The 23,684-nt window shown below is 76.8% G+C and carries 24 protein-coding genes; 9 read left to right on the top strand and 15 right to left on the bottom strand.

Features of this window, described 5'->3' with window-relative positions; genetic code table 11:
- Nucleotides 1–22: 22 nt before the first annotated feature.
- Complete coding sequence (locus tag FN207_RS18725; RefSeq protein WP_142459966.1) at nt 23–1,879, bottom strand: SpoIIE family protein phosphatase; 1,857 nt, start codon at nt 1,877–1,879, stop codon at nt 23–25.
- A 250-nt stretch (nt 1,880–2,129) separates the two neighbouring features.
- Here FN207_RS18725 and FN207_RS18720 point away from each other — a divergent pair, with 250 nt between their 5' ends.
- Both FN207_RS18720 and FN207_RS18715 read left to right on the top strand, forming a co-directional pair.
- Nucleotides 2,130–2,627, top strand: coding sequence for an ATP-binding protein (locus FN207_RS18720; RefSeq protein WP_142459965.1), 498 nt, complete (start codon nt 2,130–2,132; stop codon nt 2,625–2,627).
- Complete coding sequence (locus FN207_RS18715) at nt 2,624–3,610, top strand: RNA polymerase sigma factor SigF (RefSeq protein ID WP_142459964.1); 987 nt, start codon at nt 2,624–2,626, stop codon at nt 3,608–3,610. Before FN207_RS18720 ends, FN207_RS18715 begins: the two co-directional genes overlap by 4 nt.
- Before the next feature lie 6 nt (nt 3,611–3,616).
- Here the strand turns inward: FN207_RS18715 and FN207_RS18710 are convergent, their stop codons facing one another.
- Together FN207_RS18710 and FN207_RS18705 are read right to left on the bottom strand one after the other, a co-directional pair.
- Nucleotides 3,617–4,783: an SPFH domain-containing protein gene (locus tag FN207_RS18710; protein WP_142459963.1), complete on the bottom strand. Its 1,167-nt coding sequence runs from the start codon at nt 4,781–4,783 to the stop codon at nt 3,617–3,619.
- A 90-nt stretch (nt 4,784–4,873) separates the two neighbouring features.
- Nucleotides 4,874–5,314 (bottom strand): NfeD family protein, encoded by a 441-nt coding sequence (locus FN207_RS18705; RefSeq protein WP_142459962.1) that lies wholly within the window; start codon nt 5,312–5,314, stop codon nt 4,874–4,876.
- Nucleotides 5,315–5,370: 56 nt separating this feature from the next.
- Between FN207_RS18705 and FN207_RS18700 the strand changes: the two genes are divergently transcribed.
- Entirely contained in the window at nt 5,371–6,108 is a 738-nt protein-coding gene (locus tag FN207_RS18700) for a hypothetical protein (RefSeq protein WP_142459961.1), read from the top strand.
- A 10-nt stretch (nt 6,109–6,118) separates the two neighbouring features.
- Here the strand turns inward: FN207_RS18700 and FN207_RS18695 are convergent, their stop codons facing one another.
- Nucleotides 6,119–8,152, bottom strand: coding sequence for a S8 family serine peptidase (locus FN207_RS18695; protein ID WP_142459960.1), 2,034 nt, complete (start codon nt 8,150–8,152; stop codon nt 6,119–6,121).
- Nucleotides 8,153–8,349: 197 nt separating this feature from the next.
- Between FN207_RS18695 and FN207_RS18690 the strand changes: the two genes are divergently transcribed.
- Complete coding sequence (locus FN207_RS18690) at nt 8,350–8,994, top strand: hemerythrin domain-containing protein (RefSeq protein WP_142459959.1); 645 nt, start codon at nt 8,350–8,352, stop codon at nt 8,992–8,994.
- On the opposite strand, the gene FN207_RS18685 is transcribed toward FN207_RS18690, so the two are convergent.
- The 5 genes from FN207_RS18685 to FN207_RS18665 are packed head-to-tail and all read right to left on the bottom strand — an operon-like array spanning nt 8,991 to nt 13,599.
- Nucleotides 8,991–9,842: a class I SAM-dependent methyltransferase gene (locus FN207_RS18685; protein WP_142459958.1), complete on the bottom strand. Its 852-nt coding sequence runs from the start codon at nt 9,840–9,842 to the stop codon at nt 8,991–8,993. The genes FN207_RS18690 and FN207_RS18685 overlap by 4 nt on opposite strands.
- Before the next feature lie 39 nt (nt 9,843–9,881).
- Entirely contained in the window at nt 9,882–11,027 is a 1,146-nt protein-coding gene (locus FN207_RS18680) for a ferrochelatase (RefSeq protein ID WP_142459957.1), read from the bottom strand.
- Nucleotides 11,028–11,080: 53 nt separating this feature from the next.
- Nucleotides 11,081–11,854: an enoyl-ACP reductase FabI gene (gene fabI, locus FN207_RS18675; RefSeq protein ID WP_142459956.1), complete on the bottom strand. Its 774-nt coding sequence runs from the start codon at nt 11,852–11,854 to the stop codon at nt 11,081–11,083.
- Nucleotides 11,854–12,558, bottom strand: a complete 705-nt coding sequence (gene fabG, locus FN207_RS18670) for a 3-oxoacyl-[acyl-carrier-protein] reductase (protein ID WP_142459955.1) — start codon at nt 12,556–12,558, stop codon at nt 11,854–11,856. Before fabG ends, fabI begins: the two co-directional genes overlap by 1 nt.
- Nucleotides 12,559–12,618: 60 nt before the next feature.
- Nucleotides 12,619–13,599 carry a patatin-like phospholipase family protein gene (locus FN207_RS18665; RefSeq protein ID WP_142459954.1) on the bottom strand — a complete coding sequence of 327 codons (981 nt, stop codon included), beginning with the start codon at nt 13,597–13,599 and terminating at the stop codon, nt 12,619–12,621.
- An 87-nt stretch (nt 13,600–13,686) separates the two neighbouring features.
- On the opposite strand from FN207_RS18665, the gene FN207_RS18660 reads away from it, so the two are divergent.
- Nucleotides 13,687–13,890 carry a zinc-ribbon domain-containing protein gene (locus FN207_RS18660; protein ID WP_142459953.1) on the top strand — a complete coding sequence of 68 codons (204 nt, stop codon included), beginning with the start codon at nt 13,687–13,689 and terminating at the stop codon, nt 13,888–13,890.
- 3 nt (nt 13,891–13,893) lie between these two features.
- Here the strand turns inward: FN207_RS18660 and FN207_RS18655 are convergent, their stop codons facing one another.
- A complete protein-coding gene (locus FN207_RS18655) occupies nt 13,894–15,804 on the bottom strand; it encodes an AfsR/SARP family transcriptional regulator (RefSeq protein ID WP_142459952.1) in 1,911 nt (636 codons plus the stop codon).
- A gap of 34 nt (nt 15,805–15,838) precedes the next feature.
- On the opposite strand from FN207_RS18655, the gene FN207_RS18650 reads away from it, so the two are divergent.
- Entirely contained in the window at nt 15,839–16,714 is an 876-nt protein-coding gene (locus tag FN207_RS18650) for an alpha/beta fold hydrolase (RefSeq protein ID WP_142459951.1), read from the top strand.
- A gap of 39 nt (nt 16,715–16,753) precedes the next feature.
- Here the strand turns inward: FN207_RS18650 and FN207_RS18645 are convergent, their stop codons facing one another.
- The 4 genes from FN207_RS18645 to FN207_RS18630 are packed head-to-tail and all read right to left on the bottom strand — an operon-like array spanning nt 16,754 to nt 20,033.
- Complete coding sequence (locus FN207_RS18645; RefSeq protein WP_142459950.1) at nt 16,754–18,025, bottom strand: cytochrome P450; 1,272 nt, start codon at nt 18,023–18,025, stop codon at nt 16,754–16,756.
- The gene (locus tag FN207_RS18640; RefSeq protein ID WP_142459949.1) at nt 18,022–18,231 is read right to left on the bottom strand and encodes a ferredoxin; all 210 of its coding nucleotides are present in this window, start codon (nt 18,229–18,231) and stop codon (nt 18,022–18,024) included. Before FN207_RS18640 ends, FN207_RS18645 begins: the two co-directional genes overlap by 4 nt.
- On the bottom strand, nt 18,228–18,845 hold the full coding sequence (locus tag FN207_RS18635) for a TetR/AcrR family transcriptional regulator (protein WP_246066175.1): 618 nt from the start codon (nt 18,843–18,845) through the stop codon (nt 18,228–18,230). Before FN207_RS18635 ends, FN207_RS18640 begins: the two co-directional genes overlap by 4 nt.
- Nucleotides 18,846–18,887: 42 nt before the next feature.
- Nucleotides 18,888–20,033 carry a 3-deoxy-7-phosphoheptulonate synthase gene (locus tag FN207_RS18630; RefSeq protein WP_246066174.1) on the bottom strand — a complete coding sequence of 382 codons (1,146 nt, stop codon included), beginning with the start codon at nt 20,031–20,033 and terminating at the stop codon, nt 18,888–18,890.
- A gap of 167 nt (nt 20,034–20,200) precedes the next feature.
- On the opposite strand from FN207_RS18630, the gene FN207_RS18625 reads away from it, so the two are divergent.
- From FN207_RS18625 to FN207_RS18615, 3 genes are all read left to right on the top strand, one after another.
- Nucleotides 20,201–20,596 (top strand): DUF4326 domain-containing protein, encoded by a 396-nt coding sequence (locus FN207_RS18625; RefSeq protein ID WP_142459947.1) that lies wholly within the window; start codon nt 20,201–20,203, stop codon nt 20,594–20,596.
- A 65-nt stretch (nt 20,597–20,661) separates the two neighbouring features.
- A complete protein-coding gene (locus FN207_RS18620; RefSeq protein WP_185938419.1) occupies nt 20,662–21,738 on the top strand; it encodes a DUF2332 domain-containing protein in 1,077 nt (358 codons plus the stop codon).
- A gap of 71 nt (nt 21,739–21,809) precedes the next feature.
- Nucleotides 21,810–22,727, top strand: coding sequence for a hypothetical protein (locus tag FN207_RS18615; protein ID WP_142459945.1), 918 nt, complete (start codon nt 21,810–21,812; stop codon nt 22,725–22,727).
- A gap of 39 nt (nt 22,728–22,766) precedes the next feature.
- On the opposite strand, the gene FN207_RS18610 is transcribed toward FN207_RS18615, so the two are convergent.
- The gene (locus FN207_RS18610) at nt 22,767–23,672 is read right to left on the bottom strand and encodes a helix-turn-helix transcriptional regulator (RefSeq protein WP_221888279.1); all 906 of its coding nucleotides are present in this window, start codon (nt 23,670–23,672) and stop codon (nt 22,767–22,769) included.
- Nucleotides 23,673–23,684 lie beyond the last annotated feature (12 nt).

Raw genomic sequence — 23,684 nt, 5'->3', positions numbered from 1 at the left:
GATCGGGCCGGTACCCCACCCGTCAGCGCAGCTCCACCAGCCGCTGCAGGCCGCTCACCTCGAGGATGTGCCGGGTGACGCCGCCGTCGGGCGCGTGCACCACCAGCCGCCAGCCCTCGGCCTCGGCGATCGCGGCGACGGCGAGCACCACCCGCACCGCCGCGCTGCTGAACAGCGTGACCGCGGTGAGGTCGAGCTCCACCCGGACGGTGCCGCCGTGGCTGGCCTCGAGCAGCCGGATGCGCAGCTGCTCGGCGGCGACCATGTCCACGTCCCCGCCGGCGCGCACCACCGGGCTGCCGCCCTCGCGGTCGACGACGACGCTCGCGCCCGCGCCGCCGACCGGGTGCTCGGGCTCCTCGTCGGGCGTCTGCCGCAAGCGGGTGCGCAGCGTGACCGTGGTGCCGTGCTCGCCGCGCACGACCATCCCGTCGACGAGCTGGCGCATGATCAGCAGCCCGCGGCCGCGGTCGCCCGGGTCGCGGTCCGGCGGGCGCCAGGTGCCCTCGTCGCGCACGGTGACGGTCAGGACGCCGTCGACGTCGACCGCGGCGGTGACCTGCATCGGCCCGGGCTCGGCGTCGCGGTAGGCGTGCTCCGCGGCGTTGGCGCAGGCCTCCCCCACCGCGACCATCACGCCCACCCGGTCCTGCTCGCCCATCCCCAGCCCGGTGAGCCAGGCGCCGAGGCGGCGGCGCACGGCCGGCAGAGACGCCGGCACCGCGAGCAGGTCCAGGCGCAGCGGCTCCACCGACCGCGCGCGGCGGTGCGCGACCAGGACGGCGACGTCGTCGGGGCGGCCGGCCGCGGTGAGCAGGCGGTCGGCGATCGAGGCGGCCAGGCCGGCCACGGCGTCGCCGTCGAGCGCGTCGGGGTCGGCGAGGGTGTCGCGGGCGACGGCGGTGAGCCGGCTCAGGCCCGCCGACGGCGGCGGGCCGGAGGCGGTGACCGCGCCGTCGGAGTACAGGACGAGCGTGGCGCCGGGCTCGAGCCGGGCGGTGGCCACCGGCGTCGCCGCGCCGTGCACCGTGCCGAGCGGAGGCCGGGCGGTGACCGGCAGGTAGGCCGTCGCACCGTCGGCGTGCACCAGCAGCGGCGGCGGGTGGCCGGCCGTCGCGTAGGTCAGGCTCCCGGTGGCCGCGTCGAGGACGACGTAGAAGACCGAGGCGCCCTGCACGTCCTCCATCTGGACGGCGAAGTCGTCGAGGGCGGCCATCACCGCGGCCGGGGCGGGGTCGCGCAGCGCGCTCGAGCGCATCGCCCCGCGCAGCCGGCTCATCGCGCCGGCAGCCGGCACGCCGTGGCCGACGGCGTCGCCGATGACCAGCGCCAGCCGGCCGTGGCCCAGCGGGACCGCGTCGTACCAGTCGCCGCCGGCGGCGCGGCGGGAGCTGGCCGGGTGGTAGCTGCCCGACAGCCGGACGTCGGGCAGCAGCGGGAGGGACGGCGGCAGGAGCGAGTGCTGCGCCTCCCCCACGACGTCGTCGGCATCGCCGGCGGCGCCCCGGGCGGCGTACTCGTCCGCGCCGCTCTCCAGCACCAGCACCGCGCCCGGGTCGCTGCCGGAGGCCAGCGGGCGCACGGCCACGGTGACCGACGGGCCGTCGCCGGCCAGGACGCCGGAGAGCACCTCCGGGCGGCCGGTGCGCAGCACCTGCGCGACGACGTCGGCCACGGGCCGGCCACCGACGACGGGCAGGTCGTGCGGGGTGGGCCCCAGCGCGCGGGCGCGGGCGTTGGCCCACACGGTGCGCGAGTCCGGGCCGGCGACGAACCACAGGGCCGAGGGCGCGTCCTCCAGCGCGGCGACCAATGCGGCAGGGCCCGCGTCCTCGGCGGGACGGGGCCCCGGCGGCAGGCTGCCCTGGCTGGCGTTCATCCGAGGACCAACAGACCACAGGGCCCCGACCCCGGCAACCGCGGGTCACCCTGCGCCGATGCGGTGTTTGACCGGCGGCTCCGCACGGGTATCGGAGGGGGCTGGTGCACGGCCCTCCGCCGTCGCTCCCGCACGCCGCCGCCCCCGCGCGCGGCGCACGGCGGGCGGCGGGCAGGATGGTCGTCGGGCGCCGCGGTCCGGACCCCGAGGGGTGCGCACCGCGGCCGGACGGATGAGGAGCGGACGACGGATGGCGGACACGAGGGGTGCCCTCGCCCAGGACGGGCGGCGCGCCGAACGACTGGAACTGCGCGTGCCCACCACGCCGACCCAGCTGCCCGCGGTGCGGGCGATGGCCGGTGACCTGGCGATCCGCATGGACTACGACCTCGACTCGGTCGAGGACCTGCGCCTGGCCGTGGACGAGGCCTGCGCGACGCTCTCGGCCATCGCCCTCGGCGACGCGCCGCTGACGGTCGTCTTCGAGACCACCCGGGCCGGGCTGCACATCGACGCCTGGGTGCCCACCGCCCCGGGCACCGAGGTCCCCCGCGACGGCTTCGGCTGGGCGGTGCTGGCGACCCTCGCCGACAACGTCGACGGCCGGCCCGCCACCCAGCGCGACGTCCCCGCCGGCGACGGCACCGACAGCGCCGTGGCCGTCATCTCCATGGACAAGTACCTGCCCGGCCAGCGGCCGGAGCAGCTCGTCGGCTCCGCGGGCAGCGACCTCTCGGTGGCCCCGTGACACCGGCGGCAGCCGGCTCCCGGGCCGTCGAGGAGGACGCCCTGCACGACGATCCGTCCGACCCCACTCCTCCCCCGGGTGCCGACGACGCGGTGCTCACGGACGCGGAGACCGAGGAGGCCGAGGACACGGGGTCCGAGGAGACCGAGGACGCGGCGTCCGACGCCGAGGAGACCCCGGCCGAGGAGACCGCTCCCACCCCGGACGCCCCGCCGGTGTCGGACAACCGGCGCCGCGCGGAGCGCACCGCGCCGCTGTTCGCCGAGCTGGCGACGCTGGAGAAGGGCGACCCGCGGCGCGAGCGGCTGCGCGAGATCCTCGTCGAGGAGCACCTGCCCCTCGTCCGGCACTTCGCCCGCCGGTTCAGCAACCGCGGTGAGCCCTTCGACGACCTGCTGCAGGTCGGCACGCTCGGGCTGATCGCCGCGATCGACCGGTTCGACCCCACCCGCGGCGTCGAGTTCCTCTCCTTCGCCGTCCCCACGATCACCGGGGAGATCAAGCGGCACTTCCGCGACCAGGGCTGGTCGGTCCGGGTGCCGCGGCGGCTGCAGGAACTGCACCTGTCGCTGAACTCCGCGGTCGGCGAGCTGGCGCAGAAGAACGGCCGGGCGCCGACGCCGTCGGAGCTGGCGGAGCACCTGGGCATCCCGCGCGAGGAGGTCCTCGAGGGACTGGCGGTGGCCAACGCCTACCGCAGCAGCTCCCTGGACGAGCGGCTCTCCGGCGAGGACGACTCACCGACGCTGGCGGCCACCCTCGGCGAGGAGGACGCCGCGCTGGAGGGCGTGGAGTACCGCGAGTCGCTGCAGCCGCTGCTGGCCACCATCCCGGCCCGCGAGCGCCGCATCCTCATCCTGCGGTTCTTCGGCAACATGACCCAGTCGCAGATCGCCGCCGACATCGGCATCTCGCAGATGCACGTGTCGCGGCTGCTCAGCCAGACGCTGGCCAAGCTCCGCGAGGGCCTGCTCAAGGACTGAGCGGGATCAGGGCTGGGGCGGGTTGCCGTTCTGCTGCTGCAGCTCGGCGGCCACCTGCGACAGCGGCGGGGCGACCGGCAGCGCCGGCTCGTCGTCGGTGATGCTGCGCAGCTCGATCTTCGCCTCGGGCTGCTCGGCCGCCGGGGGCAGCTGGGACTCGAACCAGCCGCTGGTGTCGATCGGGGCGGCCGTCGCGGCGCCGTCGGCCGGGGCCGGGACGTCGAGGAAGGACCGCTCGCCGTCGGCCCCGCCCAGCCGGCCGAGCCCCTCGAGGGCCTTGCTGAACTCACTGGGGACGATCCACATCTTGTTGGCGTCGCCCTGCGCGATCTTCGGCAGCGTCTGCAGGTACTGGTAGGCCAGCAGCCCCTGGTCGGGCCGGCCGTCGTGGATCGCCTGGAACACCGTCTCGATCGACTTGGCCTGACCCTGCGCCTGGAGGAACAGCGCCGCGCGCTCACCCTCGGCGCGCAGGATGCGGCTCTGCCGCTCGGCCTCCGCCTCGAGGATCGCCGCCTGCTTGCGGCCCTCCGCCGAGAGGATCGCCGAGGCCTTCTGCCCCTCGGCCGAGGTGATCGCGGCCTGCCGCTGACCCTCGGCGGTGAGGATGGTGGCCCGCTTGTCGCGGTCGGCGCGCAGCTGCTTCTCCATCGAGTCGCGGATCGACGGCGGCGGCTCGATCGCCTTGATCTCCACCCGCGCCACCCGCAGGCCCCACGGCCCGGTGGTGCCGTCGAGGACCTCGCGCAGCTGGCTGTTGATGCCGTCGCGCCCGGTCAGCGACTGCTCGAGGTTGAGCCCGCCGACGACGTTGCGCAGCGTCGTCGTGGTCAGCTGCTCCATGCCGGTGATGTAGTTCGCGATCCCGTACACGGCCAGGCGGGGGTCGGTGACCTGGAAGTAGACGACGGTGTCGATGCCGACCTGCAGGTTGTCGGCGGTGATCACCGGCTGGGGCGGGAACGAGATGACCTGCTCGCGGAGGTCGACGGTGGCGCGCACCCGGTCGACGAAGGGCAGCAGCAGCGACAGGCCCGGCGGGAGTGTGCGGCTGTAACGACCGAGCCGTTCCACCACCTTGGCCTGGGCCTGCGGCACGATCGTCACGCTCCGCGCGACGACGACCACCACCAGCAGGGCGACGACGATCAGCGCGATCAGGGCAGGCGTCACGGCTACAGCTCCTCCGGTCGGGGCTCCTCGGCTGGGGTCCCGGCCTGATCATCCCCCGACACGGCGCCCCGGGTCACGCCCCCGGGGTGGTCAGAGCTCCAGCGCCTCGCCGACGACGGCCGTGGCGCCGTCGACCTGCAGGATGCGCACGAGGGTGCCGACGGCGAAGCTGCTGTCGCCGTAGTCGGTGCGCGCGGTCCACTCGTCGGCGCCCACCCGGATGCGGCCACCGGACCGGCCGACCTCGCGGGTCACCATGGCGGTGCGGCCGATGAGCGCCTGCACGCCGTCGACGTGCCGCGGCGTCCGGTTCTCCAGGTGCGCCTTCGCCGCGGGCCGGACGCTGGCCACCAGGAACACCGAGACGGCGATGAAGGCCACCACCTGGAAGGCGAACGAGCCGCCCAGGAGCGCCACGGCCGCCCCGCCCAGCGCCCCGCCGGCGAACATGAGCAGCACCAGGTCGAGGCTGGCGAGCTCCCCGGCGACGAACAGCCCGGAGGCGACGAGCCAGATCACCCACGCTGCCATGCCCCCAGTCTCCCAGACCGCGACGCCGCAGCGGGGGCCCGACGTAGCCTCGCTGGGTGCTCCACGACCTCCCCGCCGGCCGGTTCGCCGTCTGGGCCTCCGCGTGGCTGTCCGGCCGCACCTCCTACGACGCCGCGCTCGACGCCCTGACCGACGACCGCGCGCACCGCGTGACCGGCCTGCCCGGCACCTCCGACGCCGTCCCCCTCGGCTGGGCGCTGACCGCGCTGCGCGGCCTGGGCGAGCGACGGCTGCGGCTGGTGCTGCCGGTGCCGGGCGACGTCCGCGGGCTGCCGCGCGCGCCCGGCCTGGCCGCGCTGGCGCTGGAGGCGGGGCAGGCCGCGGTGGGCGACGCCGTCGCGCTGGTGCCCGAGGACCTCGGCCCCGAGGTGACGGCGTGGACGGCGGTGGACCTCACCGGCCTGCCGCCCGCGCCGCCGCCGGTCGAGGACTCGCTGCGCCGGGTGTCGGGCGCGCTGGACCTCGCCGTCGGCGACGCCGCGCGCACGCTGGCCGCCCTCGACCTCGCCCGCTGGAACCCCGAGGTGCCGGCGCTGCTGGCCGGGCTCGGCGCTGCCCGCGCGCCCGGCATGCCGCCGGACACCGACCCGCTGGCGCTGTCGGTGCTGGCCCGGGCCCAGCGGCTGGCGCGCGTCCTCGACCTCGCGCTCACCGACGCCCCCGGCGGCGCGGTCACCCACTCCCAGGCCGCCGCGCGCGACGAGGCGCTGCGCCCGCTGGCCACCGCCGTCCGCGAGGCGACCGCCGCCGCCTGCAACGCCGTCCCGCGCTAGGTCCGGCCGGTCAGCTCCCGGTGGCCGCCCGGCCCGGCTCGAGCCGGGCGGAGAACCCCAGCTCCGGGTCCCACTCCGCGGTGCACCGGAGGCCGGCGACCGCGAACTCGACCACGAGCGCCTGCCGCGCTCCGGTCCCGTCCCCGCCGGCCGGCCGGTCGACCACGGAGCCGACCGCCCCGGGCGGGAGGACGACCTCGTGGTCCCGCAGGACGCCCGCCTGGTCGTCCCGCAGCTTCTGCACCAGAGCCGGATCGCCGATGGCCTCGCCGACCAGCGCGAGGACGCCGCGGTCGCGGCCCAGCCGGAGCAGGACCTCGTGGGCCCGGCGCAGCGGGGAGTCCGCGCTCTCGCCGGCCTCGTCGAGCCTGTCGAGCTCCTCCTCGTGCGTCCGCAGGGCCTTGGCCAGTGCCACCAGGTGCACGCGGTCGCGGACCAGGTCGATCGGCCCCCGCCGGCGCAGGGCCGCCTGCAGGGCCCGGAGGACGTTGATCCGCCCGTAGCCGACCTGTGCGTTCCACGTCCCGTTCGGGTGGTTCGGCTGGAACGCGGTGGCTCCGATCTTGTCCGCCGTGGACTCGATGACGACCCGGACGTCGTGGGCGGACAGGTTCGGCCGGAGGCTGAGGACGAGGGCGGCGAGTCCGGCCACGTGCGGGGTGGCCGCGGAGGTCCCCCGGAACGCGGGTGCGTAGTCGGTCCCGTACACACCGAGTGCGGTGCCCGTTCCGTGGGGGACGGTCGTCGGGACGTGGACCGACGGGGCGACCACGGAGATCCCAGGGCCGAAGGTGGATCCTCCCCAGTCCACGTGCGTGGCGCGGTCCTCGACCTCGTCCTCCCCCAGCGGGGTGTGGGTCGAGCCGCCGCACGCGATGACCCGCGGGTCGGTGGCCGGATAGCCCAGACCCTCTCCGTCGGTGTTCCCGGTCGCCGCGCACAGGACGACGTCGTGCGCGTAGGCGTGCTGGATGGCGCGACCGACGAGGGTGTGGTCCCAGGTCCCGAAGTTGACGAAGCTCATGCTGACCACGCGGGCGCCCGCGTCCACCGCGAAGTACAGACCTCGGTAGAGCTCCCAATCGGTGGCGTCCCGGAAGGCCACCGGGAGTATGGGACAGGCTCCCGCGACCCCGGCCAGGCCGGTGAAGTTCTTCGCCCTGGCCGCCGCCACGCCGGCACACATCGTCCCGTGGCCCGGGTCGAAGTGATCGACGACCACCCCGCCGCCGCCCGCACCCCACCCGCTGGACAGGCCGGGGAGCACCCGCAGGTCGGGATGGGTCAGGTCGACGCCACAGTCGATGACGCAGATGACGACGTCACTGCTGCCGAGCGTGTAGTCCCAGCCGCTGAGGACGCCGTCCACGGGCGCGGACGCGGCGATCCGGTCCAGGTTCCACTGCTCGCCGGACAGCGGCTCCGACAGGCGCCCGGTGTAGGGCAGCACCATGGGCATGTTCTCGTGCAGCACCTCGTCGACCTCGTCCCCGAGCTCGGTCAGGAGCACGGTCCGCAGCCGGTGGGAGTCGGTCACGGACACGTCGACGACGTACCGCCGGTAGCCGTCGGGCCCCACCAAGTCGGCGAACCGCCGGTCGGCGTCGGTCTGGCGGATCGGGAAGCGTTCCTCGACGCCCCGGAGGTCCGCACCTCGCTCGCCGCCGCGCAGGACCAGGGAGTCCGGCAGCGGGCAGTACAGGCCGGCGCGCCCCGGGGCGTCGGCCGCGCGGTACACCGGGCCGATCCACTCCAGCCGCGCTCCGAGCGCCGCGGTGACGTCCTCGAGCCGCCGGTCGTCGATCTCACCGCGCAGGCTGCGCACCCAGAACCTCGTGTCGGAGTGGTTGATCGCCTCCACCGGTGGGGCGTCGGCCCCGGGTCCGCCGTCCCGGTCGGGTTCGAGCTCGAGGTCCAGCGACCGCAGGCCCTCCTGCAGCCGGCCGCGGTCCTGCGGTTCGGAGAAGGACAGCAGGACCCGCGCCGGGTCCAGCGTGACCGCTGCGCCGGGGCCTCGTGCCAGTTCCGTGGAGAAGCGGTTCATGACTCGCCTGCCGTCTCCGCCTGCCGCGACGGGCCGGCGGGTCGTCGTCCCGCCGACGGATCGGTCGCCGAGTCGAACCGCCGCTGACGGTCCTCAGGTCCCCGTCGGCTGTCAAGGAGCCCGGACGACGGCGGTCCTGCGGTGACGGTGCTGCCGGGCCTCCCGCGGGGGGACCGCCGCGGCTACCGTCCCCCGGCATGACAGCGCCGACCATGAACGGCCTGATCCACAACGCCGTCCGCCGCGACCTCGCCCGCCTGTCCGCCGCCCTCCACCCCTGGCGCGACGGCGACCGGGAACGGGGCCGGGAGCTCGAGCAGGCCTTCGCCAACCTCCACCGCGAGCTCACCCACCACCACGAGGGCGAGGACGCGTACGTGTGGCCCTTCCTCGAGGGCACCGGCGTCGGCCGGGACCTGCTCGCCGAGATGGAGGACGAGCACGCCGCGATGTCGGCCGCGCTCGCCGACACCGCCACCGGTCTCGCCACGCTCGCCCGGACCGGCTCGGCCGCCGACGCCGCGGCCGCCCGGACCAGCGTCGAGCGCACCCGGGAGGTGGTGGGCCGGCACCTCGACCACGAGGAGGACGCGCTCGAGCCGCTGCTGCGGGGGCACGAGGGCAGCGCCGAGTGGAAGGCGGTGACCGGCAAGCTGCGGCACCGCTCCCCCGGCGATGCCGGCTCGTTCTTCGCCTGGCTCACCGACGGGATCAGCGAGGACGACCGCGCGGCGCTGCGGGCCACCGTGCCGGCGCCGGTCACCGCGGTGCTCTCCCGCGTCTTCGGCCGCCGCTACACCCGCGAGGTCGCGCCGGTGTGGCACGAGCGGGTGCGCAGCTAGCCGCGGCGGGCGGTGACCAGCCAGGCGGCGGAGCCGAACTCGACCCCGCCCGGGCCGGCGTGCGCCTCGATCCGCCGCCGCAGGTCGGCCACGGCACCGGCCCGGGCGTCGTCGTCGAGCCCGTCGAGCAGCCAGCCGGCGAGCCCGAGCACGAAGGCCAGCGCGTCGTCGGGGTCGGCGCCCCACCACTCCGCCTCGGCCAGACCCTCGACCTCCACCTGACGGTGACCCGCGGCGGTGAGCACCTGCCGGATGCGCACCGGGTCGGCGAGGGAGAACGGGCCGGGCGCCCCGGGCGGCGGGGTGGGCAGCGGGCGTCCGGCGGCCAGGGCCCCCAGGATCTCCGTCATCCACTCGTTCGCCTCGAGCCCCTGCCAGACGAGCAGCACCAGCCGCCCGCCCGGCACCAGGGCCCGGCCGACGTTGGCCAGCGCGGCCACCGGGTCGGCGAAGAACATGGCACCGGTGCGGCTGACGGCGACGTCGAACCCCTCCGCAGGGAACGGCGCGACCTGGGCGTCGGCCTGCTCGAAGCGGACGTGGGCCAGGCCCTCCTCGGCCGAGCGCCGCCGGGCGACCTCGAGCATCGCCGCGGACAGGTCCACGCCGAGGGCCGACCCGCGGACGGCGACCCGGGCGGCGTCGCGCGTCGTCCGGCCCGTGCCGCAGCCGACGTCGAGGACCCGGTCGTCGGGGCGCAGGTCGGCCGCGGCGAGGAACGGGGCGTCGTAGCGGGCGACCGAGCGGTCGAAGCGGTCGGCCTGCGCGGCCCAGAACGCGCCCTGCGCGCCGTCCCAGGACCCGAGCTGCCCGGCGTTGCCCGGGTCGACCTCCACGGCAGGGGCCACGGTGCACCGTCCTCGTCCGGCCCCCGATGGCCCGACGGTCTACTCCCGGGCGGCGGCTCCGTCAACGGACGGGCGGGCCGCCGGCCGCGCCACGAAGCAACACGCGGCCGGGCAGTTCGTGCCCAGGCGCGGCTCGGCGCCCGAACGCCGCTCCTGGAGCAGCTCGCGCACCATCGCCACGAACGACGGGTGGGTGCCCGCCGTCCCGGCGCGGACGAAGACCAGGCCGAGCTCGCCGGCGGTCTCCTCGGCCTCGTTGTCGAGGTCCCAGATGACCTCGAGGTGGTCGCTGACGAACCCGACCGGGAAGACGACGACCGCCTGCTCGCCGTTCTCGTGCAGCGCGCGCAGGTGGTCGTTGACGTCGGGCTCCAGCCACGGCACCGACGGCGGGCCGCTGCGGCTCTGCCACACCAGGTCGAACTCCCGCCCGGGCTCGACGGCGTCGACGACGGCGCGCGCGGCGGCCATGAGCTCGGTCTCGTAGGCGTGCCCGTCGGGCCCGGCGACGGCGGCCATGGCGTCGGGGATGGAGTGCGCCGTCGCCACCAGGCGGGCGGTGGCGCGGTGCTCCTCGGGCAGCCGGGCGAGCGCGGTGGCGAGGGCGTCGGCGTTGGCCCGCACGAAGCCGGGGGTGTCGAAGTAGTGCGGCAGCTTCTCCGCCGTCGGGCCGCCCCCGGTGGCGATCCGCGCCCGCGCGACGTCCTCGTGGTACTGCCGGCAGCCGGAGTAGGAGGCGTAGGCGGAGGTGGCCAGCACGTAGGCGTGCTCGATGCCGTCGTCGGTCATCTGCTGCCAGACGTCCTCGATGTAGGGGTCCCAGTTGCGGTTGCCCCAGTAGACCGGCAGGTCGATCCCGTGCGCGGCGAGGTCGGCCCCGATCGCGGCGACCAGGGCCTCGTTCTGCTCGTTGATCGGGCTCACGCCGCCGAAGTGGTGGTAGTGCTCGGCGACGTCGAGCAGCCGCTCGCGCGGGACGCCGCGGCCGCGGGTGACGTTCTCGAGGAACGGCATGACGTCGTCGTGGCCGCGGGGGCCACCGAAGGAGAGCACCAGCAGCGCCTCGCGGCGGCCGGCCGGGGCGGGGGCCGCGGCCGGCGGCGTCCCCCCGTTGTTGCGGACGGCCAGCGACGGGTCCTCGTCGGGACGCTGGCCGGGGTTCAGGTCGACGGTGGCGCGGGGCACGGACTCTCTTCCCGGGATGGTGGCAGGACGGATGCGCTCACACGCCGACGGCTCTACACACCGACGGCGTGGAAGCCCCCGTCGACGTGCACGATCTCGCCGGTGGTGGCCGGGAACCAGTCCGACAGCAGCGCGACGACGGCCTTGCCGGCGGGGTCGGTGTCGGTGACCGACCAGCCCAGCGGGGCGCGGCCCTCCCAGGCCTCCTCGAACTGGGCGCTGCCCGGGATGGACTTCATGGCCATGCTGCGCAGCGGACCGGCGGCGACGATGTTGGACCGCACGCCCTCGGGCCCCAGCTCGCGGGCCACGTACCGGCTGACCGACTCCAGCGCCGCCTTGGCCGCGCCCATCCAGCCGTAGACCGGCCAGGCGACGGAGGCGTCGAAGGTGAGCCCGACGACCGAGGACGGGTTGGCCAGCAGCGGCCGGCAGGCCTGGGCGAGCGAGGCGTAGGACCAGGACGACACCTGGAACGCCGTCGCCGCGTGCTCCCAGGCGACCTCGGGGAAGCCCTCCCCCATGGCCTCCTGCGGCGCGAAGCCGATGGAGTGGACGACGCCGTCGAGGGAGTCGCCGACGTGCTCGCGCAGCCGGTCGGCCAGCGTGGCCAGGTGCTCGGTGTTCGTCACGTCGAGCTCGACGACCGGCGCCTCCTGCGGCAGCCGCTTGGCGATCCGCTGGCACAGCGACAGCGCCCGCCCGAAGTTGGACAGGACGACGGTGGCGCCCTGCTCCTGGGCGATCCGCGCGGTGGCGAAGGCGATCGACGCCTCGGTCAGCACGCCGGTGACGAGGACCTTCTTGCCCTCGAGAATGCCGCTCATCAGTGCCCCATCCCCAGTCCGCCGTCGACCGGGACGACCGCCCCGGTGACGTAGCCGGCCGCGTCGCTCGCCAGGAAGCGGACGACGGCGGCGATCTCGTCTGCCTCGGCGTACCGGCCCACCGGCACCTGCCCGAGGATCTCCTGCTGCCGCTTCTCGGGCAGCTCCGCGGTCATGTCGGTGCGCACGAACCCCGGCGCGACGACGTTCGCGGTGACGTTGCGGCTGCCGAGCTCGCGGGCGATCGAGCGGGCCAGCCCGACCAGGCCGGCCTTGCTCGCCGCGTAGTTGGTCTGGCCGGCCGAGCCGAGCAGCCCGACGACCGAGCTGACGAACACCATGCGCCCCTTGCGCGCCCGGACCATCTTCGGCGTCGCGCGCTTGGCGACCCGGTAGGCGGCGGTGAGGTTGGCGTCGAGGACGCTGGTGAAGTCGTCCTCCTTCATCCGCATGAGCAGCCCGTCGCGGGTGATGCCGGCGTTGCTGACCAGCACCTCGACCGGGCCCTGGTGCTCCTCGACCTCGGTGAACGCGCGGTCGACGGCCTCGGCGTCGGTGACGTCGCACTGCACGCCGAAGAGCCCCTCGGGGGCGCCGCTGCCGCGGTGCGTCACCGCCACGGAGTCGCCCTGCTCGGCGAAGGCGCGGGCGATGGCCAGCCCGATCCCCCGGTTCCCGCCGGTCACCAGCACCGACCTGCCCACGCTCGACCCCCTGGCCACCGGCGACGTTGTCGCTACAGGAACCTAGTCGCTGGGCGCGGGTCACACCCGGCCACGGTCGGCCGCCTCCCGCAGCACCGCGGCCACCTCGGGGGTGGCGGCGTGCGCACCGGCCTGCAGGAACGACTGCTGCAGGACCTCCTCGACGCGGTCGCGCGACATCATGTCCGCGCCCATGACCTCCTGCTCGGCGGCGCCCGGGGTGAAGGTGACGGTCCGGATGCCGGCCGCCCGCAGCGCGCGGACCTCCCGGTCCAGGTGCCGCTGCGCGAAGCGGCGCATGGCCGCGGTGAGGTCCTGGCGCCAGCCCGGCGACCCGCTCATCGGCGCGACGACGACGGCGAGGCCGACCCCGGCGCTGCGCAGGATGGCGGCGTTGGTGGCGGAGTGCACGCCGCCGTCGACGTAGCTGTGCCGGCCGATGCGGACCGGCGCGAAGTAGCCGGGCACCGCGCACGAGGCGGCGACGGCCAGGTGGACCGGCGCCGGCGGCGCACCGGGCCGGCCGAAGACCACCCGGCGCCCGTCGCTACGGCGGACCGCGGTGATCCACAGGTCGCGCTCGGGCCAGGTGGGCCCCTCCACCTCGCGGAGGGCGCCCAGCTGGGACACGATGTCGTGCCGGCCGGGGGCCAGCAGCGTCATGCCGGCGGCCAGCGGGCGGAACCGCCACGGCCGGGCCAGCGCGCGGGCGACCAGCGGCGGCCCGGGCAGCCGCATCGGGCGGCGGAACACGTCGAGCGGGCGGAAGGGCGCGAGCTCGGGGACGTCGGTGGCGGCCAGCGTCGCCAGGACGTCGCCCTCGCCGGACAGCGGCGCCTTGACCGTCCACGCCGCCAGGTCCTCCGGGGACACGCCGGCCCGCAGCAGGGTGCCGGTGATCGACCCCGCGGAGGTGCCGACGACGACGTCGGCGGTCCGGGCGTCGAAGCCCGTGTCGTGCTGCAGCACCGCCAGGACACCGGCGTGGTACGCCTGCCCGACGACCCCGCCCCCGCCCAGCACCAGCCCCACCCGCGCCACGGGACGAGGGTGTCACGCGGGATCCGCCCCGGCCGCCCCGCCCCTGGACTCCCGGCGCCTGGACATACCGGCCCCTAGGCTCCCGGGATGTTCCTCCTCTTCGGGTTCGGCACCAAGCAGAAGCACCTGGGACCCGGGGAGGTCCGCACCTGCCCGCGGTGCGGCAACACCACGCAGTGGGCGCGCATCCGGCAGTTCCGCCAGTTCACGGTCTTCTTCGTGCCGCTCGCCCGGTGGGGACGGCGCCGGCTGGAGGTCTGCGGCGTCTGCGGCACCGCCGTCGAGGTGTGAGGCTCAGGCCAGGAGCGCCAGCGTCGCGTCGACCGGCCCGGCGGTGAGCAGTCCGCTGCCGGCGCCGGCGATCTCCCCCGCCGCGGGCCGCAGGGCGTCGGCCGCCCGCCGCGCCAGCCCGCGGTCGCCGACCGCGACCGCGGCCCGGCCGGCGAGCACCCACAGCGCCTCCAGCAGCAGCCCGGGCGGCGGGTCGGGCAGGTCCCGCAGCGCGGCGGCGGCCTCGCCGGCCCGGTCCTGCGCGAGCAGCCGGTGCGGCCGGACCCATGGCGTGTAGGGGCCGGGGTCGCCGACCGGGCCGGCGGGCTCGCCGCGGCCCACGCGGAGGCAGGTGAGCGCCAGCGGCAGCAGGCCCTCGGCGACGCCGGGCATGCCGGCGTCGCCGAACGGCCGCAGCGCCGCGGTCAGCACGTCCTCGGCGCCGGGCGCGCCCGCCAGCACGCGGTGCAGCGCCCGCCAGGCGGTGGTGAACACCGTCGCCAGCGGCCGCTCGGCGCGGACGGCGAGCGCGTCGAGGACGTCGGCGTGCTCCGCGGCGCCGGCGAGGTCGCCCAGCGCCGTGCGGGCCTGCAGCCGCACGAGGTGGCCGAGCACCAGGTGCGTGTCCAGCCCGGCCCGGCCGGCCAGCGCCACCAGCTCGGCGCCGACGGCGTCGCGCCGCGCGGCCAGCCCGGCGCGGTCGCAGGTGTGCAGGTAGACGGCGCCGAGCGCGGAGGCGAGCAGGGCGGGGTCGCCGCTCCCGCGGGCCAGCTCCTCGGCCGCCCGCGCGGCGGCCGGGCCGCGGGGTCCGGGCAGCCCGCGCGACTCGACCGCGACCGTGGTGAGCAGCCGGGCGCGCAGCGGGACGGCCGCGTCCGCCGGCAGCCGGTCCAGCGCCCGCTCGGCGGCCGCCACCAGCGCGGCGGAGCCCTCCGGGTCGTCGGAGCGGGTCCACACCGAGGGGACGTCGAAGCTGCCCACGACGCGGGCGGTGAGCAGCGGGTCGCCCAGCTCCTCGGCCGCGGCGACGGTGGCCAGGCGCTGCTCGCGGGCGGCGGTGAGCCCGGCGGCGCCACTGACGGCCAGCGCGCCGAGCAGGGTCACCGACGACTCGAGCCGGGCCCGCGCGCCCACCGTGCGCTCCCAGCTCCCCGCGGCCCGCGCCCACACCGCCTCGGCACCCTGCGGCGGGCGGCGGTCGAGGGCGGGGTCGCGGCGCAGCACCTGCGCCTCCAGCGCGACCAGCCGCTCGCCCGGGTCCAGCCCGAGCTCGCCGGCCAGCCGGCCGCGCGCCCGCCGCAGCACCGCCAGCGCGTCCGGCGCCCGCCCGCTGCGGTAGAGCGCCAGCGCGAGCAGCCGCCAGCCCTCCTCGCGCCACGGGTGCCCGGTGACGTGGGCGTCCAGCCGCGGGACGGCGTCGTCGGGGCGGCCGAGGTCGAGCAGCGCCGCGGCCGCGCGCTCCACCGCGGTGTCGTGCAGCTCGGCCCAGCGCGCCCGGTCCGGAGCCGCCCACGGCCGATCGCCGACGTCGGCCAGCGCCGGTCCGCGCCAGGCGGCGAGCACCTCCTCCAGCGTGACCAGGTCGGCGGGACCGGCCAGCACGCGCTCCGCCCGCCACGCGTCGACGTCGTCCGGGCCGGGGCGCAGCGCGTACCCGGAGCCCTCGGTGACCAGCAGCCGCGCGGCCGTGCGCGGCGGCCGGTCCGGTTCCAGCGCCCGGCGCAGCGCGGCGACGAAGGTGCGGACGGCGGCGACGGCGCCGTCGGCCGGGACGTCCCACAGGTCGTCGACCAGGACCGGCAGCGGGACGACGCGGCCGCGGGCCACGAGCAGCCGGGCGAGCAGCTCGCGGTGCCGCGGGCCGCCCAGCGGCAGCGCCCGCCCGGCGCCGTCCTCCGCGGTCACCGGGCCGAGCACCCCGAACGTGACGCTCATCGATCGCTCATCGGCCGCGGCGAGGGTGATCGCCATGACCCCCGACATCCCCGGCTTCGACCGCGTCCGGCTCCCCGGCGTGGACGGCGTGCAGCTGTCCGCCGCGGTGGGCGGCAGCGGCCCCGCCCTCGTCCTGCTGCACGGCTTCCCGCAGACCTCGCTCATGTGGCGGCTCGTGGCGCCGCAGCTGGCCGCCGATCGCACCGTCATCTGCCCCGACCTGCGCGGCTACGGCGCCAGCGACGCCCCCGCCGCGACCGGCCCGGACACCTACAGCAAGCGCACGATGGCCGCCGACGTCGTCGCGGCGGCCCGGGCGCTCGGCCACGACCGGTTCGCGCTGGCCGGCCACGACCGCGGTGCCCTGGTGGCGATCCGCGCCGGCCTGGACTCCCCCGACGTCGTCACCTCCCTCTGCTCGCTGGACGTGCTGCCCACGCTCGACTCCTGGGACATCCTGCACGGCAGATCGGCTGCGGTGGCCTGGCACCTGTACCTCATGGCCCAGCCGCCGGGGCTGCCCGAGGCGATGATCGGCGCGACCGCCGACGCGTTCTTCGGGTCGTTCCTGGACGCCTGGGGCGGCGCGGACCTCTTCCCCGCCGACGTGCGCGCCGAGTACCTGCGGGCCTCCCGGGAGCGGGTGCCCTCGATCGTCGCCGACTACCGGGCCAGCGCCGGCGTCGACGCCGAGCACGACACCGCCGACCGCGCGGCCGGCCGGCGGCTGACGATGCCGGTCACCGTCCTGCAGCAGGACTGGGGCGCCGCCCTCGGCTTCGACGCGGCCCGGCTGTGGAAGGCGTGGGCCGCCGACCTCGACCACCGCACCGTCGACGCCGGGCACTTCATGGCCGAGGAGCGCCCCGACGTCGTCGTCGACGCGCTGCGGTCGCTCCTGTCCCGCTGAGAGGCGACGGGCCCGGCGGTGCGCCGGGCCCGTCGGTGCTCAGCCGAGGCGCAGCGGCAGGGCGCGCGGGCCGCGGATCTGGCCGGTCGACCACCGCACCGCGGCGGGGTCGGCGAGGGTGAACTCCGGGACGCGGTCCAGCCAGACGTCGAGCGCCACCCGCAGCTCCATCCGCGCCAGGTGCGAGCCGACGCAGCGGTGGATGCCCAGGCCGAAGGCGGCGTGCCGGTTGACCTGCCGGTCGATGAGCACCTCGTCGGCCCGCTCGAACTGCGCGGGGTCGCGGTTGGCCGCCGGGAAGGACAGCAGCACCCAGTCCTCGGCCCTCATCTCCACGCCCCGCCACGTGAGGTCCTCCTTCACCAACCGGGCCATGGTCACCGGGGCGTAGGCGCGCAGGAACTCCTCGACCGCCGTCGGCCGCAGCCCCGGCTCGGCCAGCAGCCGGCGCCGGTCCTCCGGATGGCCCGCGAGGTGCCACAGCGAGGCGCCGATCGCGCTCCAGGTGGTGTCGATGCCGGCGATGAGCAGCAGCGCCATCGTGCCCGCGACGTGCGCGGGCTCGAGCTTGCGGCCGTAGAGCTCGGCGTCGAGCAGGTAGCTGGTCAGGTCCTCCCGCGGGTGCTCGAGGTGATCGCGGATCTGGGCCAGCAGGTACTCGAACAGGTGGCTGCTGCGCGCCAGGCGCTCCTCGGGCGGCAGGTCGATGCCCTCGAGCGCGTTCTCCACGAAGCGGGCGAACTGCGGCCCGTCCTCGGGCGGGAAGCCGAGCATGTCGGCGATCACCCGCACCGGGATGTGCTGGGCGTAGTCGGCGGCGGCGTCGACGACGTCCCGGCCGGCGAACCCGTCGATCAGCGAGGAGCAGAACGCGCGGGTGCTCTCCTCCTGCCGGCCCACCGCGTTCTTGGTGAACGCCGGGAGCAGGAGCTTGCGGGCGTCGTGGTGGAACGGCGGGTCCGAGGAGATCGGCGGGGTGCCGCCGACCGGCGCGAGGTCCCGCGGCGGCCGGAAGTTACCCGCGATGATCGCCCGCGAGGAGAAGTGCTCGGTGTCGTAGGCGACCGCGGCGACGTCCTCGTAGCGGGTGGGCAGCCACGCCCCGCCGAAGCGCTCGGTGTGCGCGACCGGGCAGCGCTGCCGCAGGTCGTCCCAGATCCCGATGGCGCCCTGCGCCCACTCCTCGTCGGTGTGCGAGAAGTCGGTGGCCCAGTCGGTGACCGGCCCGGTGCGCACCTCACTGAACGTGCCGAGCGCCGGGTCCGAGCGGAGCGTCTGCGCGTCGGAGAAGGAGCGGTCGTCGACGCTCACCGCGCCGCCTCCTCGAGCACGAGCACGGCCGCCTCGGGGCAGTTGTCGGCGGCGAGCCGGGCGTCGTCCTCGAGGCCGTCGGGCACCAGCCCGTCGGCGTGCACGAGGACGGAGTAGCCCTCGTCGTCGGCGCCGAAGAGGTCCGGCGCGAGGTCGTAGCAGCGGCCGTGCCCCTGGCACAGCGACGGGTCGATCGAGATCCTCACGAGCGGCTCCCCAGGGCGTCGGTGGTGCGGACGGGCGCGAGACCGGCGACGAGGCGGGCGACCAGCGCCGTCCACTCCGCGTCGTCGACCGGGTCGATGTCGGGGCCGACGAGGGCGGTGCCGACGGCGAGCGACAGGCACAGGTGCGCGACGGCGTGCGGCGACAGCGCGGCGTCGATCTCGCCGTCGCGCTGACCGCGGCGGACCAGGTCGGCCAGCCACGCGGCGCGCTCGTGCACGTGGGCGCGGACCAGCGGGACGACGTCGTCGTCGCGGCGCGCGGCGACCAGCGCCTCGACCAGCAGCTCGCCGTCGGCGTCCCGCCTGCGGCGCAGCGTGCGACCGCTGGCGCGCAGCAGGTCGGCGACCGAGCGGTCCGGATCGGCGGCGGCGAGGTCGGCGAGCAGCCGCCGGCCGTGCACGCGCAGGGCGTCGGCGAGCAGGGTCGCGCGCGAGCCGAAGTGCGCGTAGAGAGCGCCGTTGCTCAGGCCGGCGGCCTCGGCCAGGTCGGACACGCGCGTGCCCTCGTAGCCCCGGCGGGCGAAGACGTCGGCGGCCGCCCGCAGCAGCCGCTCGCGCGTACCCGCCGCGGTCGCGCCCGGAGTGCGACCCACGTCACGAATCGAACAGCGGTTCAATTCCCGCCGTCAAGGGCCTCAGCCGCGGCGCGCGCGCACCGCACCGGCGAGCTCCGCCAGCATCTCCTCGGTGGTGGCGGGGTCGACGCAGGAGTCGGTGACGCTCACGCCGTACTCCAGCCGCTCGGGGTGCCGCTGGTCGAGGTCCTGCCGGCCGGCCACGAGGTTGCTCTCGATCATCACCCCGCGGATCGCCTGCTCCCCGCCGGCGACCTGACCGGCCAGGTCCCGCACGACGCCGGGCTGACGGCGGTGGTCCTTGAGGCTGTTGCCGTGCGAGGCGTCGACGACGACCACCTCGGGCAGCCCGCGGGCCGCGAGCCTCCGCTTCGTCTCCGCGACGTGCGCGGCCGAGTAGTTGGGGCCGTCCTTGTCCCCACGGAGGATGACGTGCGCGGTGTCGTTGCCGGTGGTCGACAGCTGCGCGGACACCCCGTGGGCGTCGACGCCGAGGAACTCGTGCGGCGCCCGCGCGGTGAGCACGGCCGAGATCGCGGCGTCGATGCTGCCCTCGGGCGAGTTCTTGAAGCCGACGACCGACGAGAAGCCCGACACCCGCTCGCGCGCGGTCTGGTCGGTGACGTTGCGGGCGCCGACGCCGTTGTAGGTGACCAGGCCGTTGACGTACTGCGGGGTGAGCGCGTTCAGCGGCTCGGCCGCCACCGGGACGCCGAGGTCGGTGATGCGGGCCATGAGCATGCGGGTGGCCACCAGGCCGACGCTGATCCGGCTCGACCCGTCGAGGAACGGGTCGTAGGCGAAGCCCTTCCAGTCGACCTCGGTGCGCGGCTTCTCGGTGTAGGTGCGCATGAGGATCTCGAGGTCGCCGCCGTGCCGCTCCCGCATCCGGGCGAGGAAGGCGGCGTACTCGAGCGCGGCGGCCGGGTCGTGGATCGAGCAGGGGCCGGCGATGACGGCGAGGCGGTCGTCGTCGCCGGTGAGGATGCGGGTGACGGCGCGGCGGGCGGCCCCGGTGGTGGCGGCCGACGCCTCCGACAGCGGCACCACGGTGGCCACCGACGCCGGGGTGACGACGACGCTCAGGCCGGTGATCCGGGCGTTGACCAGGCCGGACAGGTCGGCGTCGCCATCCGGCGCGAGCCCGAGCTGCTGCCGGACGCCGGGCAGCAGGTCCGAGAGCGTGTCGTCGATCTGGGCGTTCACCCGCGTCTGGACCTCGAGCAGCAGGTCGGCGACCCGCGCCGCCTCGTCCAGGATCTGGTCGGTGGGGATGGGGGCCTCCTCGGTGCGCGCCGGGCGTCGGCCCGGCCCGCCCAGTGTGCCGGGGGCGCCGGGCCGGTCCTGTCACACCCCGGGAGCAGCATCGGCGCATGAGGACCCCGCGGCGCGTGCAGCTCTCCCGGGCACGCGGCTGGCGCAAGCCGCCGGGCACCGTCGTCGTCGCCCGGCCGTCGCGCTGGGGCAACCCGTTCCGGGTGGGCGGGACCTACATGTGGCCGGCCGGCTGTGACGACGACGACGGCACGGGCTGGCCCCTCCCCACCCACCGCGAGCCCGGCGTCCACGACGACGGGGTCCGCGTGGTCCGCTGCCCCGACCGGGCGACCGCCGTCGCGTGGTACCGCCGGTGGGCCATGAGCGCCCACGCCGAGCAGGCCCGCCGGCTGCTCGCCGGCCGGGACCTGGCGTGCTGGTGCCCGGTCGACGAGCCGTGCCACGCCGACGTGCTCCTCGAGCTGGCCAACCGGGCGCCCGCCCTGCGGTAGGGCCCTCGCCTGCCAGAGTGGGGCGTCCCGACCGCCGGGATGCGAGGGCCGACGCGGGAGGTGCCGTGACCGGGGGGCGGAGCCGTTCCCTCGCCGAGGTGTACCGGCGGTTCGCGGAGGACGCCGGGACCTCGCCGCTGTACCGCCGTGTCGCCGCCGCCCTCGGGGACTCCGACGCGGCGCTGCGCGCCCTCGAGGCGGTGCCGGCGCGCCGGCGGTCCCCCGCGTCGGTGCTGGCCGCGCTGCACGACCTCGCCCTCGCCGGACGCGCCCCGGCCCTCGCGGCGGCCTCCGCCGCGGCGGACGGCGACGCCGCCGCCGGCGCGGCGGTCGACACCCTCGTCGGCATGTCGGACGCGGTCGCGGAGATCGCCGGGCGCCGGCGGCCGCGCCTCGACGGGACCGGGCCCTGCGCCGTGCTGTACCCGGCGATCGCCGAGGCGGCGCGCCGGGTGGGCGCGGACGCGGTCGGCCTGGTGGACGTCGGCAGCCCCGCCGGGATGGGGCTGGTCGTCGACCGCGTCGGCATCGCCCACGGCGACGGACCGCCGCTGGGCGACCCGTCCTCCCCCGTGCAGCACTCGTGCGCGACCGTGGGAGACCGGCCCGTCCCGGCGCGGGCGGTACCCGAGGTCGTCGCCCGCATCGGCGTCGACGCCGACCCGCTCGACGTCACCGACGCGGACGACGCCCGGTGGCTGCGCGCCTGCCTGCCGCCGGACCGGCCGGAGGAACGCGCGCGGCTCGACGCGGAGATCGCGCTGACCGCGTCGGTACGCCCGCTGCTGCTGCGGGGCGACGCCGTCGACGTGCTCCCCGACGCCCTCGCGCGGGTGCCCGCCGGCGCCCTGCCCGTCGTCACGACGGCGTGGGCGCTGTCGTCCCTGCGGCCGGAGGACCGGCTGCGCTTCCTGCAGCGCCTGGACGCGGCGGCGACGGACCGGCCGGTGGCGTGGGTGTCGGCGGAGGGGGTCGGGGTGGCCCCGGCGGTCCCGACGATGGGCGACCGCCCCGCGTCGGGCCACAGCATCGTGGGGCTGGCGGTGCTCCGGCACGGCTCGCTGTCGGTCGAGGCCGTGGGCCGCTGCTGGTCGCGGGGGCGCCTGCTCGCCTGGCTGGCGCCTGACGCCCTCGCCCAGTGACGGGTGGGACGCCCGGGGCAGGTGGGGCGCGGCGCCGCCGCCCCGGGAGGCGGCGTGCGCACCATGGGCGCGTGCCCGCCCGACCGGACGCCGTCGCCGCGCTCCCGACCGCCCCGGGCGTGTACCGCTTCCGGGACGGCGCCGGCCGCGTGCTCTACGTCGGCCGCGCCGGGGACCTGCGCCGCCGGGTCGGCTCCTACTGGGGCGACCTGCGCGACCGTCGCCACCTGCGGCGGATGGTGGTCCGGGTCGCCCGGATCGAGGCGCTGGTCTGCGACTCCGCGCACGAGGCCGCGTGGGCCGAGCGCAACCTGCTGGAGCGCTCGCTCCCGCCGTGGAACCGGATCGCCGGCGGCCTGGAGGTCCCCGTCGGCATCCGGCTCGACCCCTCCCCGGAGGCCCCGGCCCTCGGCGTCGTGCCCGTGCAGCGGCCGGCGCCCGGCGTCCGCGTCTTCGGCCCCTACCTCGGCAGCCGCCGGGCGCGGCTGGCGGTCTCCGGACTGGACCGGGTGTACCCGCTCGGCCGCGCCGGGCCGGCCCGCAGCGCCGGCGAGCGGGAGCTGGCGCGGCTGCGCGGCGCGCAGGACGCCCCCGTCGCCGAGCTCGCCGCCGCGGTGACCGCGGTGCTCGACCGCGAGCCCCGGGCGGTCGCCGGCGCGCTGACGGCGCTGGCCGCCCGGCGGGACGCCGCCGCGGCGGTGCAGGCCTACGAGGCCGCCGCCCGGATCCAGGAGGAGATCGAGGCCGTCGAGTGGGTGACGGCGCCGCAGCGGGTCACCGCGCCCGCGGGGAGGAGCGACGAGGACGTCACCGGCTGGACCGGCGACGTCCTCGTGCGGCTGCGCTTCCGCACCGGCCGGCTGCACGGCTGGGAGCAGGAGTCCTGCACCCGGACCTCGGCCGGCACCCGCGCGCCGGCCGGGTGGGCACCGTTCCTGCGCCGCAACGCCGAGCTGGCCGCCCGGCTCGCCGCGCTGCCCGTCGGGTGAGCCGCAGGCGGTCGGCCGTGGACGGCCGGACGCGGACGGTCAGACGCGGTCGCCCGTCCGGCCCCCCGCCTGCTGCTCCCCTGCCTGCTCCTCCCCCGCCGACGCCGCCCAGCTGGCCAGCAGCTTGAGGCCGTCCTCCGACGGTGACCCGGGGACGGCGGTGTAGATGGTCAGGCGCAGGTCCGCGCTGTCCTCGGCGGGCAGCTCGAGCGTGCAGTAGTTGAGCTCGAGCCCGCCGACGGCGGGGTGGCGGAACTGCTTGACGCCGTGGTGGTGGATGCGGACGTCGTGCGCGGCCCAGCGGGTCCGGAACTCCTCGCTGACCGTGGACAGCTCCCCGACGAGCTCGCGCAGGTGCGCGTCGTGCGGACGGCGGCCGGCCTCGGCGCGCAGCAGGGCGACGGTGACGTTGGCCGCGCCCGCCCAGTCCTCGTAGAAGTCGTGCGCCGCCGGGTCGAGGAACTGGAAGCGGGCGAAGTTCGCCGGCCGCCGCGGGCCGGCGAAGAGCGGGGAGTGCAGTGCCCGCCCGAGGGGGTTGGTCGCCAGGATGTCGAGCCGGCCGTTGGCGACGAACGCGGCCGACGCCGTCATCGAGTCCAGCATCCACTGCACGCGCGGCGGGAGCTGGGCCCGGCTGCGGCGCTGCGGGGTGCGGGCCGGCCGGGCGGCGGCGCGGGCCAGGTTGAACAGGTGGGTCCGCTCGGCCTCGTCCAGCTGCAGCGCGCGGGCGACGGCCTCCAGGACGTCCTCGGAGACGCCGGCGATGTGGCCCTTCTCCAGGCGGGTGTACCAGTCGGTGCTCACCCCGGCGAGGACCGCGACCTCCTCGCGGCGCAGACCGGGCACCCGCCGCCGGCCACCGCCCGGGAGCAGCCCCGCCCGCTCGGGCGTGATCCGGGCCCGCCGGCTGGTGAGGAAGTCGCGGATGTCGGCGCGGTTGTCCACGCCCGTCGACGC

The sequence above is a fragment of the Geodermatophilus aquaeductus genome (assembly GCF_900182545.1).
GTDB classification, from domain to species: Bacteria; Actinomycetota; Actinomycetes; order Mycobacteriales; family Geodermatophilaceae; genus Geodermatophilus; species Geodermatophilus aquaeductus.
This window is presented reverse-complemented; position numbering and strand designations above follow the sequence as displayed.